This window comes from Bacillus sp. SRB3LM (assembly GCF_015712745.1).
Taxonomy (GTDB): Bacteria; Bacillota; Bacilli; order Bacillales; family Bacillaceae_G; genus Bacillus_A; species Bacillus_A thuringiensis_K.
On record NZ_VWVQ01000007.1, the window covers coordinates 103720 to 120904 of the forward strand.

Consider the following 17185-nt stretch of genomic DNA (forward strand, 5'->3'; position numbering starts at 1 on the left):
TATCCTTTTTCTCAATGATACAAAGTAAAAATTACGACATATAAAAGAAATACTTACGACTTTCTTACTTTTTTATACTGCGGTAATTTCACAGTGAAAACTGTTTCTTTATCGTTACTACGTACAGTTAGATCCCCTTGATGGAGCTCGGCTATACTTTTTGAAATTGCAAGCCCCATTCCTTTCCCACCAGTATAAGAACTACGTGATTTTTCACTACGATAAAATTTCTCAAAAACGTAAGGAAGGTCCTCTTCCGGAATACATTGTCCAAAATTTTTAATTTCTACTTCAACATTCATTGTTTTATTGGAAATTCCAATTGCAATTTCCTTTCCATCTTTTCCATACATAATACTATTACCTATTATATTTTCAAATAGTCTCACTATAAGTGCCACATCAACTTCTACATACAGCACTTCATCACTTTTAATATAAAAGCTCATATTAGCATCATCTAATTGTGGTACAAAGCCAATCATGATTTGTTCAATTAATGCTTTCATATCTACTTCATCTTTATGTAATTCAATCTCTCTATAATTTATTTGACAGTATTCTAATAAATCATCTACTTGATGTTTTAATTCATAACTTTTTCGCTTTAATATACTTACATACTGTTCACATTCTTCTCCATTCGAATGGAGTTTATTTCCTAACAGGTCCGCATAACCGATTAAAGATGTTACTGGCGTTCGTAAATCATGAGAAATATTACTAATCATTTCATTTTTCATTTCCTGTGATTTTTTTTCATTCTCGATAGACTCTTTTAAACTTTTGACCATTCTATTTACATTCGTCGCTAATTCACCAATCTCGTCATTTTTTGAAATAGGTATATGTACTTCAAAATTACCATTACTTATTTCCTTCACGTTCTTATTAATTTCAGACAATCTTTTCATCATTGTTTTTGTCATACATGCAAAGTATGTCGTAGTAAAAATCAAAAAAACTATAAAGTATAAAAATGAATATTTTTCTTCTAACGCATTAACATGACTATATATATTTCCAACTAAAATTTGAAGCACTATTATACTTACAGTCGCTAACAAGATGCTACATATGAAAGCTAAAAAAAATTTCGCCCTAATACCCTGTAAAGATCTAATCTTCAATTTTATATCCGACTCCCCAAACATTTTGTATAAACTTCGGTTCTTTTGGATTCTCTTCAATTTTATTTCTTAATCTTGCAATATGAACCATTACTGTATTATTACTTTCATAGGCCCTTTCTTTCCAAACGCTCTCATATATTTCTTCAATAGTAAATACACGATTCTTTACAGCGGCCATTAAGTACAAAATATCATATTCAGTTCTCGTAAGATTGATTGTTTCTCCATATAACATTACAGTTCTAGACACTTCATCTATTTCTAAACCTCTAATGTTTATTTTCTTTTCTATTTCTTGGGCAACATTTTGATTGAAATATGTATACCTTCTTAATTGAGCTTTCACTCTCGCTATAAATTCAATTGTACTGAACGGCTTCACAATATAATCATCTGCTCCAGTACTAAATCCTATTACCTTATCTACGTCCGATGATTTTGCGCTTAAAAACATAATTGGTAAACTATGTTTCTCTCTAATCCTTCTACACAATTCTATTCCATCCATTTGTGGCATCATAATATCCAAAATAGCAAGTTGAATTCTGTTATTATTTATTATTTCTAAAGCCTCTTCTCCATTATGAGCACTAAAAACTTTAAAACCTTCTTGCATTAAATTTACGTTCACAAATCGAACAATATCTTGATCATCATCTACAATTAAAATTAGATTTTTCTCCATATACAAACCTCTTTTTGAAATATATTCCACAATCAATTTTATCATAAATTAAAACCGTACTTCTCACTTGAATAATCTTTATTTTCAGACTAGATTATATAATAAAAACACATTCTAGTTTCAGAAGAAATGGAGTGAAAGCATGTTTCCTATATTGAAAACCGACCGACTCATTTTACGAGAACTTAAAGAAGAAGATGCACCGAGTATACTACAATGCTTTTCTAATACTGACGTACTGCGTTATTATGGCCAAAAACCATTACAGGATCTTGATCAAGTGAGACAAATTATTCATAACTTTAAGCTGAGTTACAATGCAAGAAGCGGTATAAAGTGGGGAATTGAATTAAAAGGCAAGAAAGAACTCATCGGAACAATCGGATTTCACGATTGGTCTTCTGAGCATAAACGAGCCAATATAAGCTATGCCTTCCTCCCTGAACACTGGGGAAAAGGATATGCGACGGAAGCTGTTTCTGAAGTTATATCGTACGGTTTCCACACACTTCATTTAAAACGGATCGGAGCAATTGTATTTCTTGAAAATGAAGCTTCAAATAAGGTGCTATTAAAATTAGGATTTGAAAAAGAAGGAGTTCTAAAAAATTATATGTATCAAGATGATATCCCCTATGACACGAATTTTTATTCTTTATTAAAATCGGTTTAATAGAATTCATGTGTAAAAAACCTTACTTTTAAAAAGTAAGGTTTTTTGTATTTATTCATTAGCAATATAAGCATTCTTATAAGTATAAATACCACCAAATTGGTGCTTCTCAATTCCTTTTACATAATCCTTTTGTACATATGCTGAGCCAATATGATAGAGTGGAGCTACAGCTGAATCTTCTAATAATACCTGCTCAGCTTCTAGCAATGCTCCCCATCGTTTCTCTGGTTCTAGTACAAAATCAGTTTTCGCTTTCTTCATTAATTCATCGTAATGAGAATTAGAGTAATTCATTTTGTTATTTAGATTACCCGTCGTAAATATCTCTAAGTAACTAATTGGGTCTTTATAGTCAGGTCCCCAATTTGCCATAGTTATATCGTAATCACCTGTTTGTTCTAACTGTAATTTTTGCTTAAATGGCTGTTGTTTAATTTGTATCGCGAGTCCTTGCAAATTCTTTTCTAAATCACCTTTTATATATTCTGCCATCCGTTTTGCATTATCTTGTTCAAACGTTAAAAACTCGAGGTTTACTTGCTCTACTCCAAGTTCTTTTTTCGCTTCTTCCCAAAGCTTTTTAGCATTTTGCAAATCATATGAGGAAATATCGCCGTTTTCTTTTCTAAAATCTTTACCAGTCACTTCATTTACATGACCAACTGGTACAAGTCCACTTGCAGGTTTTGCTCCGTTATTAATAAAGTGAGCAACGAAATCATCTTTATTTAACGCTAATGAAATAGATTGACGCACCTTTTTATTTGCTAACGCGGTATTTTTTTCATTAAAACGAAGCATAGCAATTCCAGGATCACTCGACATATGTAATTCCTTATTCCCTTTATACTTGTCTACAACTTGCGAATTAATAGGTACTCGATCCAAATCTCCGGCTTCATATAAATTTACAGCTGTCATTGTATCCTTTACGATATGAAAGTTTATTTCGTCTAATTTCACTTTCTTTCGATCCCAATATGTAGCATTCTTCTTTAATTGAAACTCTTGTTCATGCTTCCATTTCTCTAATACAAATGGACCGTTATATATGAGATTACTAGGTTCCAATGCATAATTGTTTCCTTGTTCTTTCAAAAATGATTCATGCTGTGGTAAGTATATAGGTAGTGCTAACAACTGTAAAAAATACGGAACTGGCTGTTCGAGTTCAACTTCTAACTTATAATCATTTATAACCGTAACTCCAAGTTCATCTAGAGATATTGCTCCCTTATTAATCTCTTTCGCATTTTTCACATAAAAGAGCATAGACGCATATTGAGATGCTGTTTCAGGGTTAATTGCACGTTTCCACGCAAACATAAAATCGTTTGCTGTTACACTGTCTCCATTTGACCATTTTGCATCTTTACGCAAGTCAAATGTATATTTCTTACCATCTTCACTCCTTTTAAACGATTTTGCTATGGCTGGAGTAGGCTGATCTTGATCATTTAATACATATAACCCTTCAAATATATTCTGCATAACGTGTGCTGATGTACCATCCATCGTTTTAGCAGTGTCCAGAGAAGGAATTTCTTCTGATACTGTTACATTTAACACTTGTTTTTTAACCTCTGTATCACTTTTATTTGCTTTATTATTACAAGCTGTTAATAATAAAGATGTAACAAGTGCCATTACCATTAAATGGCTCTTTTTTCGCTTCATGAGTTGTTCTCCTTAAATATAAAATATTATAAAGCGTAATATATTATAGCAGAAATAATAACAGAAAGATGCGACATTCTTTTGAATATTTATTCGTTCAAGAAAAAAGCTATCCTTTTAAAGGATAGCTTTTTTCAACTGCCACATAATTATCTATCTTTGCAAACCTCGTTTATAACGACTTGCTTCAAATATAATACGCTCTTCATCTAACGTTTTACATTCGCCATTCCAAACGACACGGTTTCCATTAATAATGACATCGCTAATATCTTTTCCACTAGCAGCATATACAAGGTGCGATAATACTTCATCTGCTGGTTGTAGATGCGGCTTATTAGATGGATTAATTGTAATAAAATCAGCACATTTTCCGACCTCAAGTGATCCTGTTTGTTTCATGCCGATTACTTCAGCAGCCCCTTTAGTCGCAAGTGTAAGAGCTGTTTCAACTGGTAATGCTGTTGCATCTTGATGTATACCTTTTTGTAATAATGTTGCTATACGCATTTCTTCAAACATATCTAAATTGTTGTTAGATGCCACACTATCTGTTGCAATTCCTACTTTCATTCCTGCTTCTAACATCGCTTTTACATTCGCTATACCAGATCCTAGTTTTAAATTACTATTCGGGTTATGTGCTACTCGAACATCATGTTCTGCTAAAAATGCACGCTCATTTTCATTTAATACTACACCGTGTGCAATAACTGTTGGACGTTTAAACAATCCGCAACTTGCTGCATATTCTACTGGACGTTTTCCGTACTGTGCTTCAATATCACGTACTTCACGCTCTGTTTCCGAAAGGTGAATATGAACCATCGTTTGATTTTCTACTGCAATACGTGCACATTCTTCTAACAATTCTGTAGAACATGTATATGGGCTATGTGGTGCAACCATCGTAGTTAACATACCACTTTCGTTATAGTAACGCTTCACATATTTTTCAGCTTCTTCGATTGCTTTCTTTTCATCATCTTTCGTTCCGAAGCTAAATAAAGTTCTTGAAACAGCAGCTCGCATCCCACTCCTTGATACCGTTTCCATAATTGCATCTTGATCTACTCCAATTGGATTAAACATGTCAGAGAATGATGTTGTACCACTTTTCATCATTTCAAGTAATCCTAATTCCGTACTAGCAACCGCAAGCTCTGGAGTAAACTGACTTTCAAGTGGCCAAATTCTCGTCTCAAGCCACGGCTGTAATAACATATCATCGCCAATACCTCTTAAGAGACTCATTACAACATGTGTATGTGTATTTACAAGTCCTGGTAAAACCCACTTTCCTTTCATATCAATTACTTCATCTACTTCAAAATCATTAGCGAATTCTCCGCTCTTTACATCTATAATTTGATCATTTTCTACAATGATATATCCATTTTCTATCACTTCGTTTTGTTCATTCATCGTTACGATTGTAGCGTTTACATAAGTTGTTTTCAAAAGTATTTCCCCTTTCAACTCTATGAAGTTCCCTTTAATAAGTTACCACCATTATAGTAACTTATTAAAGATTAAGAGTCAAAAGATAATTTCAATTCTTTCATTATCTTTTCCTTCAAAATGCTATATTGTTTTTCATTTGTATCTGCAAATGCTTCTTCCCGATTTGATTCCACATCCAAATAATTCAGGTTTTCATTGAATTGAACCTCTGTAAAATCAAACCTCTGCCCATCTATAAAGTTATAAAAATGCCACACGCTCCCTATTTTTGTCTTTTTAATTTTCCCTCCGTATATGTCTTGAACGACTAGAGCTGTAACACCACATTGTCCCTTTGCTGGATTTTCAATTGTCCACTTTGAGCTTGTTTCAATCGACCACGATCTTATTAGTGCTTCATATATTTGCTTTCTCTTTACATGATCCATTCTCAGCTTCTCCTACTATTAATTGTTTTACACATCATATTTCAAAAGGGGCAGTAAACGATTCTTAAAAACAGTTGATGGTGTTTCTCCGATTAACTGTGCTCCCATTTTCAGGTAATATCCTTTTGCATTCGGATCACTATCAATCGTAAAACTTTTTAAACCTAGTTCATTTGCTTTTTCTATTACATACTCCCAAAGTATTTTCCCGTAGCCTTTCCCTTTGTATCGGGGATGAATGTACAGGAAATCGAGAGCTTTATCATTACGTAAAAATGAGAAAAAACCAATCTTCGTATTATCGTTTTCTAAAACATATACAAAGTTATTTTTTATGTACTCTTCTGTAATTGTTAAATCTTCCTTACAAGCAAGTATGAATTCTTCACTATAATTCCACGTTGCTTTTGAGTGTAGTGCGAGTTCACTCAATTCATTTGCTTCACTTAATAACGCTTTTCTTATCTTCATGATTCTTTCTCCTCACCTTCGAGATATACACTATAAAATGATTCGAAAATTAATTTAAAAAACCTCTTATTTCCGTAAATAAGAGATTACTTTTATAATTCTTCATAATAGATAATAATTTTTTAAAAGAAAAAAACGCCATTCCTGAAAATTGGCGTTCTTTTCTTTCAATCTTTATAGCATATTATTCTAAGAATCATTCTTATATTTCTATACAGTTTCTACTACCGCTTCAAGCATTGTTCCATTTTTAGCATAATTCGTATGCCAAGAAAAAGCTTTTTCTAAAATATGAGGAGTTTGTCCACCTCTTGTTTTTGCTTCTTCGTAATAAGCACGTAGTTGATCACGATACATTGGATGTGCGCAATTCTCAATAATAAGTTCCACTCTTTCTCTTGGCGCAAGTCCCCTTAAGTCGGCATACCCCTGTTCAGTGACAATAACATCTACATCATGTTCAGTATGGTCTACATGCGAAACGAAAGGAACGATACTTGAAATGTTACCACCTTTTGCAATCGATTTCGTAACAAAGATAGCTAGGCGTGCATTTCTCGCAAAATCACCAGAACCACCAATACCATTCATCATTTTTGTACCTAAAACGTGAGTAGAGTTAACATTTCCGTATATATCTAATTCTAAAGCCGTATTAATTGAGATTAATCCAAGGCGACGAATGATTTCAGGATGATTGGAAATCTCTTGTGGACGCATCATTAATTTGTCACGATATTTTTCAAAGTTAGAAAATACTTGTTGCATTTTCTCTTCAGAAAGCGTGATAGAACAACAAGAAGCAAAATTGACTTTTCCAGCATCCATAAGATCAAAAACTGCATCTTGTAAAACCTCGGAATATACTTCTAAATCTTCAAATTCTGAATCTAACACTCCGTGCAATACGGCGTTAGCCACTGAACCAATTCCTGATTGTAACGGCGCTAAACGATTTGTTAATCGGCCTACTTTGACTTCTTCTCGAAGGAATTCTATTAAATGCTGTGCCATAATAACAGTTTCTTCATCCGGAGGAACAATTGTCGATGGCGAATCCAATTGATTCGTAAACACAATTCCCTTCACTTTTTCAGGATCAATTGGAATACCGATTGTTCCAATTCGGTCATCTGTTTTCACAAGCGGAATTGGAAGTCTCTCCCCTTGTTTACCTGGTTCATATAGATCGTGTAGCCCCTCTAATTGCGCGGATTGAGCCATATTCATTTCAATAATAATAGACTTAGCATTTAAGGAAAACGCTAAGGAATTTCCAATTGAAGTGGTTGGAATAATCATTCCGTCCTCTGTAATCGCAACCGCTTCCAAAATAGCAAAATCTATATCCAGAACGTCTGCGCGGAGTAACTCTGCTGTATGAGACAAGTGTTGATCCACAAATAAAAAGTCTCCGTTATTAATTCCTTTTCGCATAGTCGCGTCAGCTTGGAAAGGTAATCTTTTCCCTAAAATTCCTGCCTCAGCAAATAATTTGTCTACATCCGAGCCTAAAGAAGCCCCAGTATAAACATTTACTTTAAAAGATTCATCATTCTTAACTCGGTTTACAAGCGCAAATGGGACTGCTTTTACATCACCTGCACGTGTAAACCCACTTAAGCCTAAAGTCATTCCACTTTGAATCCAAGAAGCTGCTTCTTCAGGTGTAACTACCCGATCTTTTAGACGTTGATCTCTGATTCTATCTAAATTATTCTCCATATGTAATCCCTCTCTCATTGAATATTCATAATTATTTTACACATTAACACTATCAAAATAGGGATTTTAGTATACAATGCCGAAAATTCAGACAGAACAGCAAATCTAGGTTCTAAAGCAGAAAAATTTAGAATCCTAGAAGCTTACGGAAATAACTAGCGTATGATTGACTAACTGGTACTCTCTCACCATTATCCATCGAAAGTACAAAAGTAGAATGGGTATCAGGATAAATCGCTTTAATATGATTAACATTTACAATAAATGAGCGGTGACATCTAATAAATGAATCTTTAGGAAGCAAGTATTCGAATTCTTGCAGAGAGTATTTATGTGTTCCTGATAACTCTTCTGAATTCACATACGTCTTTTTATCTTTAGCCTCTAAATACATAACCTTTGAAAAAGGAACCGGAATCCAGCCGTCTGTTGTTTTTAAAGTAACGACTGACTTTCCATCCGTTAAAGCTGGATAAATTGCCGTTACGCACCCTTCAAGCTTTCCATTGTTGGAAAATGGTACAGCCATTCCATGATAAGGAATACCAAAAACATCCCGATTCATAAACTCAGAGGTTTTTTGATTCATCACCATCGCTTTATGAGCAATCGTTCCTTCCTTTATGGGATCCCCGGCACTAATCTTTAAATCAATTCGTTTACTTGGCCGATAGTAAATATATTCTTTCGTATTCGAAACAGCAATTGAAATTTCATCTGAAAATAATTCCCCAACAACATCTAGTAATAAACCTAATGTTCTATCTTCCATTCTATTAACACCTCATTCACTATTATACTACTATTATGAACAGGCATCTGTTTCTTTATAAATAGTTTGATTTTAAGTTATTTTTAAAATTAGTTTTATTCACTATTACTTCGTTACTACAAAAAACCTCACTTCAGAAAATTGAGGTTTCCTCTCATACAATATTTCTTTATTTTTTAACGACTATAGAATAAGATTTATTTTTTATTAAGTAAAGTGAATTTAAGAATTTATTGCCCGTATTTCTGTAAAATAGATAAGCCCAAACTGTAAACAGTTTGGGCTTATCTTTCTCATTTATTATGCGCATTTAACCACGAAATTAAATCTTTAAATACTTCATCCTTATTTACTTCATGAAACATTTCATGTCTACCATTTTCATATAAACGTAGTGTCACGTCTTTCACACCACATTTTTTATAGTTTTCATATACTTCTTTTACACCTTTCCCCATATCGCCAACAGGATCACGATCACCAGAGAATATATGTATTGGAAGATTCTTTGGCGTCTTCTTGTATTCTTCTAGTTTATTTACTTCTAATACACCAGAAAATAATTCTCGGTAAAAACTCGTCGTACAAATGAAACCACATAACGGATCCGCAATATATTTATCAACTTGATTATTATCTGAAGATAACCAATCGAATTTTGTACGATTTGGCTTAAAGTTCGAATTGAAGTTTCCGAAAGATAAAAAGTTTAACATTGGACTTTTCGTTTTTGCCCCACGCAACTTCATCTCAATTGTTGCTACTTTATGACCAATAACTCCTAAAAGCCCTGGATTTCCACCTGTTCCTGAAATCAAAAATCCATCGTATAGTTCACCCCTAAGTTGTACAGCACGTCTTGATAAAAAAGAACCCATACTATGTCCTAGTAAAAACAAAGGACTTGACTGCTCTTCTTTTATCCTTTCTGAAACAAAGATAACATCCGATACAACTTGATTCCACCCTATATTTGGTTCAAAATGACCATAATCTTCTTCTCTCTTCACCGTTTTCCCATGACCTTTATGATCATGTGCATAAACACCATAGCCTGCTTCTAATAAAGCATCAATAAAGTCTGTATAAACACCTGCATGTTCTGTCATACCATGTGCAATTTGAATAATCCCTTTCGGTTCACCTTCTGGTAACCACTTACGCAAATAAATTTCCGATCCATCCAATGCCGTAACGAAACTTTCCTGTACGTTCATTTCGTCAGCTCCCAACTCTATTATGTATCTTTAAAAATGAATATCCATTCATTATTCTTACTATGTATTATATGCAATTGCCTTCATTATGACAAATGACTCACTTTTCTAATTAGCTCTTAAATTAATATGTTGACGAATCATCCGTAAAATTATATAGTTACTTACATAAAGTAATTATTATATTTTTGGGAGGTTTCTATTATGATGCCATCACTATTTTTAGCACATGGTTCGCCTATGCTCGCTATTCAAGATACAGACTATACACGATTTTTAAAAACACTTGGAGAAACATATAAACCGAAAGCAATTGTTATTTTCACTGCTCACTGGGAAAGTGAAGTATTAACGATTTCCTCATCAGATAACGAGTATGAAACAATTTATGATTTTGGAGGTTTCCCCCCTGAGTTATACGAAATCAAATATCGTGCGAAAGGCTCTTCTAGCATTGCATCTATGTTAGAAACAAAATTTAAGAACAAAGGTATTCCAGTCCATCATAATATGACGAGAGGTTTAGATCATGGTTCATGGACACTTCTGCACCGCATGTATCCAGAAGCAAATATTCCTGTCGTGCAAATATCAGTAAATCCATTCCTTTCTGCAAAAGAACAATTTGAAATTGGAGAAGCATTTAAAGGACTTGGACAAAAAGATATTTTAGTAATCGGTAGTGGCGTTACCGTTCATAATTTACGAGCACTGAAATGGAATCAAACTACACCTGAAAAATGGGCAATTGAATTTGATGATTGGATTATTAAACATATGCAGAATAACGATAAAGATGCATTGTTTAATTGGGAGAAAAATGCTCCTCATGCACAATTAGCAGTACCAAGAGCAGAGCATTTTGTTCCTTTGTTTATTGCAATGGGAAGTGGCGAGAACAGCGGTGAAGTCATTCACCGTAGTTATGAGCTTGGTACATTAAGCTATCTATGTCTTAAATTTTAAAGAAAAGGATGAAGCAATCATTGCTTCATCCTTTTTTCATTCACTTAGTTAACTAACTTCCAAATGTCGTTTCTCTGATACCTCTTCGTTCTTATTATGAAAATAAACCCAGATACATGCAATAAATAATAGTGATGATGTAGAGAGGAAAACATATTGAAAACCTGCATGCGCTGCAATTTGTCCCCCGAGCACTGGACCAATCATATTTCCTAAAAACTGAAATGATTGATTATATCCAAATATTCGTCCCGTAACATGGGTTGGTGTATGTTGTTTTAGTAGAGTTTGTACGGAAGGTAATAATCCTGCTTGTGCGATACCTAATAAAAATCGAAGAATTAATAGTTGCCAAGCTGAGGTTACAAATGCTTGCGGGATAAAAATAATTCCTGCAGCAAACAACGCTACAACTAACGTTTTTTGAGGACCGATATGATCTGATAATCTTCCTAGTCTTGGTGCTGCTAAAATAACTGCTAATCCTGTTGCTGACATAACTGCTCCCGCAATTGTCTCAATATGTGCAGTATGAGGACCTACTAAATTTTTCACGTACAATGTAACAATTGGTTGAACTGACATATTAGCAAGTTGAATAATAAATGTTGTAACAAACAAACTAATAATTAAATGCTTCGCTGGGACCATCGTCCATACTTTTTTCGGCTGTGTTTTTTTTGCTTGAGCAGAGTGATTTTCTTCATGCAGGAAGAAAAAAACGATGAGAAAGGAAAGGAATAAAAAAGCTCCTGTAACAAGAAAGACATGACGCATTCCAATTAATTCAGACAAATAACCTCCAAGTAACGGGCCAAGTAACGAACCGCTCACACCACCAGTTGAAATTGTGGAAATCGCCCAACCTGAATGTTCTTTCGGAGTTTCTGCTGCAATAAATGTCATCGCTGTTGAAAGGAAACCAGATACTGCTCCCATTAAAAATCGTAGTGCGACTAGTTGATACACATCCGTTACAAACCCCATAAGCGTCATAATAACCGCCATACCGAGGCTAGCACGAATAAGCATCAATTTCCGTCCATGTATATCACCAAGCTTTCCCCATATTGGCGATACGATCGCACCCATTAAAAATGTTACACCAAATGCAAGTCCCGACCACTGTGCAATACTTGAAGTGCCAGTTACTCCTAATTCCTCAATATAAAAAGATAAGAAAGGAATTACTAAACTCATACCGGCTGCAGTGGTAAAACAACCTAGCCAACAAATCATTAAATTTCGTTTCCAGCTGGCCATTTTCACACCTTCTTTCTTTAGATACCCATTCTACACCCTTTCTTGTAAAAAGTTTAGTAATCTGCTTTACTCGTAAGATTTACTACAAAACCCGCTATTTTCTAGTAAAAATCACTACATCTCTACATCATTTTCATAATAAAACCAACTTCCCTAGATGAAGTTGGTTACTTATTATCTATCGGTATTAAACGAGCATTACAATTTCTCTCGTAAAACTCAATGGGACCCGCTTGTCCAATAATCGCATATTCATATCCATTTTGTTTCATATTATATAAACAATGATGCAATAATTCTTTTCCTACACCTGTCACACGATTTTGTTTCGCTACGCCCATTGGACCAAATAATCCTTTCTTTCCTCTCACTACATCGTAACAGGCGAAACCAATTATCACTTCCCCCTGCTGTGCAATATAGATAGGTAACTTTTCATTATATGTCCGAAATCCGTAATCAACCGACTGTAACCACCGTTCACCAAATTCATCCGCCACAAATCGTGATAACTTATCAAAATCAGAAGGTCTAGCTCTTCTTACATGACAAAATAATGTGTTATAAGTAGGTTTAAAACTATTTAAATCAACCGCTAAGTCTCTTGGTGCAGCTGTAATACGTAATATATCTTCTTGCATTTGTGTATGTATAAATTCGCCAATATCTGTATCTACACGAAATAATGCATACATAATATGTCCTTCATTGATTACTACTTGCTGAAAGCGTTCCATACGTTTCTTCGCTATTTGTAAAATTTCTATCGCCTTATAAGATAGCTTATATTGCCCTATTTTTTTATACTCTTGATTATGTAAATCGAATCGTTTTCGTAACGAAAGTTTTTCTGAAAAATCTCGACCGACTTTATGAAACAAATACATATATAACTCAGCGCAAACTCCTGTACCTTCTTTACACATACCTATAAACAGGTGGACCGGGTGAATTATGTTATACTCACTCTCTTCTGCTGCAATCTCCAATATTTTATGCACACGTTTTGTAAATTGAAATTCCTCCATATGTATTTCCATCCCCTACTACTTTACTATTAAACTGTAACCATAAATAATTGAAACAATTACACCCACTACCAATATACCTGGAAGTAAATTTGCCACTTTAATTTTAATAAATCCGAGTAAGTTTAATCCGATAGCAGATATCATAATGCCGCCCGCAGCCGTCATCTCCACTATAAATTGGTTCATTAATTCTTCCGGGACAAAACTATTAATTTGTGTTGCAAAAACTGCAATACCACCTTCATATAAAACAACTGGAATCGCCGAAAATACTACGCCAATGCCTAGAGTTGTCGTTAATATAATAGAAATAAATCCATCGATAATCGCCTTTGTAAATAAAATATCATGATTTCCGCGAATCCCACTGTCAAGTGCACCAAGTATCCCCATCGCACCAATTGCAAAAATTAAAGTAGCTGTTACAAAACCTTCTGATATGCTGCCTTTTCCCTTCAATCCAACTTTATTTTCTAGCCAATCCCCTAAATGTTTTAACTTTTCTTCTAATTGTAACCATTCCCCAATTACCGTACCAATCACTAAACTCAGTATGACAACAAGAAAGTTTTCACTTTTTAATGCCATTTGAAGCCCAAGCACAGTAACCGCTAAACCAATTACGTGCATTATCGTCCCTTTCATACTTTCTGGGATCCTACTAAATAATTTACCAAGTAAAGTACCAAATATAATACAAATTCCATTTACAACTGCTCCTAATATAACCATTTCTCATTCTTCACCCTTCGAATTCTTTATTTCTATATTTTGGTTTATACATTGATTTACAGGTTACCTATATGTTAACTTAATATTGAGAATATTAACAAATGTTTTCCACTACATAACCCGCTATTTTTTTTGTAACTTTAATTACCTTTATATAGATTCAGTTTTAATTTAATTGCGGGATAATATTAAAAGGGAAGGGATATATGAAAACTTTACTAAAACGATTTTTGTTAATAGCCTTTTTCATTACACCGATTGTTTTATTAATCAATTACTCTTTTATTTCAAAAGCAAAAGACAAACCCGATTTACAAAACAAATCTAGTAAAACCGCTTCAAAAAGCGAAAAGAAAATAGAAGACCAAGAAATCACACTCACCTTCTCTGGTGATACAATGTTTGATTGGCAATTACGTCCTATAATCGAAAAGAATGGGGCTGATTACCCATTCCAACATGTAAAAGAAGAAATAAAAAAAGCTGATATTTCTTTTGTGAATTTAGAGTCGGCATTTACAGCGAAAGAAAAGAAAGCACCTGGGCAACTGTTTTGGATTAAAAGTGATCCATCTACACTACAAGCCATTAAAAACACTGGATATGACATCGTAAATATTGGGAATAACCACACACTTGATTATGGGCAAGATGGATTATTAGATACGATTTCTCACGTAGAAAAATTAAAGCTCCCTTACATTGGAGCCGGAAAAAATGCGAAAGATGCATATACAGCACGAGAAATGACCGTAAAAGGGAAAAAGTTTAAATTTCTTTCCTTCGTTCGATTTATGCCTGATTCTAATTGGGTAGCTGGTGAGAATAAACCTGGCGTTGCGAATGGCTATGATTTAAATCTTGTAACAAAAACAATTAAAGAACAAAAACAAGATGCAGACTATTTAATCGTCTATATGCATTGGGGCGTTGAAAAATCAAACCGTCCGGTAGAATACCAAAAACAATATGTACCTAAAATGGTTGACGCAGGAGCCGACGCGATTGTCGGGAGTCACCCACATTGGTTACAAGGGTTTGAGTATTATAACAAAGTTCCTATCGCTTACTCATTAGGTAACTTTTTATTCCCAAGTTACGTGAGCGGGAAAAGCGCCGAAACTGGCGTATTAACTTTAACTTTTAAAGGAAAGGATGTTCAAATGTCATTCAATCCTTACATCATTCGCAACAACCAAATCTCCCCTGTAAATAAGGAAGAAAAGAAAAAAGCTCTACAATATTTACAAACGATTTCAACTGATGTAGAAATTGATGATACAGGGAACATAAAAAACAAACGAAACTAGACAACGCAAGATCTATTTTTCTGTAACATACTTTACAGAATAGGTGATGAACATGCTGAAAAACTTATTAGAAAATGTAAGTTTGTTAGAAAACATTTATAAAATATCTATAGCCGTTCTACTTTTATGTTCATTTTTCTCTGTTAGACTTCTAAAAAAAATAAAACGCGAGCGAAAACTTACTACCTTTGAATTTACTATGTATGTAATCATTCGTATTGCGATACTCTTTTGGTTAACTAGCTTTATCCTTCTTGAATATGGAAAATAATTAGTTTAACTATAAAAAAGATAGAACAAGCAGCATTTCCCTTGCTTGTATCTATCTTTTTTTATTTGGATGCTAACTCTTTCCTTCTATTAAATAAGTAAATCAAACAAAACAGGGTTTTTATTAAGCTCCATAAATTGAATGTTATTTTCTTTAAAACGAGTAATTAATTGCTCATAATCCTCTTTATGTTTCAACTCTACGCCGACTAACGCTGGACCATTTTCTTTATTATGTTTCTTAATGTATTCAAAGCGCGTAATATCATCTTCTGGTCCTAATCCTTTATCAAGAAATTCTCTTAGCGCACCTGAACGCTGCGGGAATTCAATGATGAAGTAATGTTTTAATCCTTCGTAAATGAGCGAACGTTCTTTTATTTCTTGCATTCTATCAATATCGTTATTTCCACCACTTAGCGTACATACAACTGTTTTACCTTTTATTTCATCTCTATATAAATCAAGCGCTGCAATAGATAGGGCACCAGCCGGTTCAGCTACAATTGCATTTTTCTTATACAGTTCTAAAATCGTCGTACAAACTTTTCCCTCTGGTACTAAAACAATGTCATCAATTACATCTTTACAAGTTTCAAATGTTAACTTTCCGACCTTTTTAACAGCTGCCCCATCAACAAAACTATCTATTTTCTCTAATGCGACATTTTCATTTTGAAGAAAGGCCTCTTTCATAGAGGCAGCTCCCATCGGCTCTACACCAATGACTTTTGTAGCAGGACTAACACCTTTTACATATGTACCAACACCTGATGCTAATCCACCACCACCAATTGCTGTAAAGATATAATCCACTGGTTTCTCCATATCATGCATAATTTCAACTGCCACTGTTCCTTGACCAGCAACTACATACGGATCATCAAATGGATGAACGAACGTCATCCTATTTTCTTCACAATAGCGCTGTGCTTCTTGGAACGAACTATCAAATGTATCACCAACTAATACAATTTCCGCAAAATCGCCACCAAAAAACTGTACTTGCGATACTTTTTGTTTAGGTGTCGTTGTCGGCATAAATATCTTTGACGGAATCTTCAATAAATTGCACGTATAAGCAACTCCTTGTGCATGATTACCAGCACTTGCACAAACAACGCCGTTTTGTAATTGTTCTTCCGATAAACTTTGAATTAAATTGTACGCACCACGAATTTTGAAAGAGCGAATCAATTGTAAGTCTTCTCGTTTTACATAAACGTCACAATCATATTTCTCAGATAAAACTGTATCACGTTGTAACGGTGTTTTAATAATGATATCTTTCATGCAATTATGTGCCATTAAGATCTCTTCAATTTTCACTCTCTCCTTTACCTTCTGCACCATTATATATCATCC

Annotated in this window: 17 protein-coding genes; 4 read left to right on the top strand and 13 right to left on the bottom strand. The window is 34.1% G+C overall.

Annotation, left to right across the window (positions count from 1 at the left end; all coding sequences use genetic code 11):
* Positions 1 to 53 precede the first annotated feature (53 nt).
* On the bottom strand, positions 54 to 1154 hold the full coding sequence (locus tag F3I02_RS05135) for a HAMP domain-containing sensor histidine kinase (RefSeq protein WP_116777434.1): 1101 nt from the start codon (positions 1152 to 1154) through the stop codon (positions 54 to 56).
* The gene (locus F3I02_RS05140) at positions 1120 to 1818 is read right to left on the bottom strand and encodes a response regulator transcription factor (RefSeq protein ID WP_196477716.1); all 699 of its coding nucleotides are present in this window, start codon (positions 1816 to 1818) and stop codon (positions 1120 to 1122) included. The genes F3I02_RS05135 and F3I02_RS05140 overlap by 35 nt, the downstream gene beginning before the upstream one ends.
* 142 nt (positions 1819 to 1960) lie before the next feature.
* On the opposite strand from F3I02_RS05140, the gene F3I02_RS05145 reads away from it, so the two are divergent.
* Positions 1961 to 2491, top strand: a complete 531-nt coding sequence (locus F3I02_RS05145; protein WP_000483962.1) for a GNAT family N-acetyltransferase — start codon at positions 1961 to 1963, stop codon at positions 2489 to 2491.
* Between the two features lie 51 nt (positions 2492 to 2542).
* Here F3I02_RS05145 and F3I02_RS05150 read toward each other — a convergent pair whose 3' ends face one another.
* The 7 genes from F3I02_RS05150 to F3I02_RS05180 all read right to left on the bottom strand — a co-directional run bounded on the left by F3I02_RS05150 (position 2543) and on the right by F3I02_RS05180 (position 10248).
* On the bottom strand, positions 2543 to 4171 hold the full coding sequence (locus tag F3I02_RS05150) for a peptide ABC transporter substrate-binding protein (RefSeq protein WP_000823518.1): 1629 nt from the start codon (positions 4169 to 4171) through the stop codon (positions 2543 to 2545).
* Positions 4172 to 4324: 153 nt separating this feature from the next.
* Positions 4325 to 5650, bottom strand: coding sequence for a bifunctional S-methyl-5'-thioadenosine deaminase/S-adenosylhomocysteine deaminase (locus F3I02_RS05155; RefSeq protein WP_131249771.1), 1326 nt, complete (start codon positions 5648 to 5650; stop codon positions 4325 to 4327).
* 53 nt (positions 5651 to 5703) lie between these two features.
* Entirely contained in the window at positions 5704 to 6063 is a 360-nt protein-coding gene (locus F3I02_RS05160; protein WP_131249769.1) for a YunG family protein, read from the bottom strand.
* 27 nt (positions 6064 to 6090) lie between these two features.
* The gene (locus F3I02_RS05165) at positions 6091 to 6534 is read right to left on the bottom strand and encodes a GNAT family N-acetyltransferase (protein WP_000702233.1); all 444 of its coding nucleotides are present in this window, start codon (positions 6532 to 6534) and stop codon (positions 6091 to 6093) included.
* A 210-nt stretch (positions 6535 to 6744) separates the two neighbouring features.
* Entirely contained in the window at positions 6745 to 8259 is a 1515-nt protein-coding gene (gene scpC / locus F3I02_RS05170; RefSeq protein ID WP_000429816.1) for a succinyl-CoA:acetate CoA-transferase ScpC, read from the bottom strand.
* A gap of 127 nt (positions 8260 to 8386) precedes the next feature.
* Positions 8387 to 9031, bottom strand: a complete 645-nt coding sequence (locus tag F3I02_RS05175) for a LytTR family DNA-binding domain-containing protein (RefSeq protein ID WP_000390207.1) — start codon at positions 9029 to 9031, stop codon at positions 8387 to 8389.
* A gap of 293 nt (positions 9032 to 9324) precedes the next feature.
* Complete coding sequence (locus tag F3I02_RS05180; protein WP_001102594.1) at positions 9325 to 10248, bottom strand: alpha/beta fold hydrolase; 924 nt, start codon at positions 10246 to 10248, stop codon at positions 9325 to 9327.
* A gap of 204 nt (positions 10249 to 10452) precedes the next feature.
* Between F3I02_RS05180 and F3I02_RS05185 the strand changes: the two genes are divergently transcribed.
* On the top strand, positions 10453 to 11214 hold the full coding sequence (locus F3I02_RS05185) for a DODA-type extradiol aromatic ring-opening family dioxygenase (protein WP_000982906.1): 762 nt from the start codon (positions 10453 to 10455) through the stop codon (positions 11212 to 11214).
* Between the two features lie 48 nt (positions 11215 to 11262).
* Here F3I02_RS05185 and F3I02_RS05190 read toward each other — a convergent pair whose 3' ends face one another.
* From F3I02_RS05190 to F3I02_RS05200, 3 genes are all read right to left on the bottom strand, one after another.
* The gene (locus F3I02_RS05190) at positions 11263 to 12477 is read right to left on the bottom strand and encodes a multidrug efflux MFS transporter (RefSeq protein WP_000179321.1); all 1215 of its coding nucleotides are present in this window, start codon (positions 12475 to 12477) and stop codon (positions 11263 to 11265) included.
* A 167-nt stretch (positions 12478 to 12644) separates the two neighbouring features.
* Entirely contained in the window at positions 12645 to 13505 is an 861-nt protein-coding gene (locus F3I02_RS05195) for a GNAT family N-acetyltransferase (RefSeq protein WP_000390848.1), read from the bottom strand.
* Positions 13506 to 13523: 18 nt separating this feature from the next.
* A complete protein-coding gene (locus F3I02_RS05200; RefSeq protein WP_196477717.1) occupies positions 13524 to 14240 on the bottom strand; it encodes a DUF554 domain-containing protein in 717 nt (238 codons plus the stop codon).
* Positions 14241 to 14446: 206 nt separating this feature from the next.
* On the opposite strand from F3I02_RS05200, the gene F3I02_RS05205 reads away from it, so the two are divergent.
* Together F3I02_RS05205 and F3I02_RS05210 are read left to right on the top strand one after the other, a co-directional pair.
* Positions 14447 to 15550 (top strand): CapA family protein, encoded by a 1104-nt coding sequence (locus F3I02_RS05205; RefSeq protein ID WP_074594772.1) that lies wholly within the window; start codon positions 14447 to 14449, stop codon positions 15548 to 15550.
* Positions 15551 to 15602: 52 nt separating this feature from the next.
* Entirely contained in the window at positions 15603 to 15821 is a 219-nt protein-coding gene (locus F3I02_RS05210; RefSeq protein WP_000916801.1) for a hypothetical protein, read from the top strand.
* 89 nt (positions 15822 to 15910) lie between these two features.
* Here the strand turns inward: F3I02_RS05210 and ilvA are convergent, their stop codons facing one another.
* Positions 15911 to 17173, bottom strand: coding sequence for a threonine ammonia-lyase IlvA (ilvA, locus tag F3I02_RS05215; RefSeq protein WP_000250358.1), 1263 nt, complete (start codon positions 17171 to 17173; stop codon positions 15911 to 15913).
* Positions 17174 to 17185 lie beyond the last annotated feature (12 nt).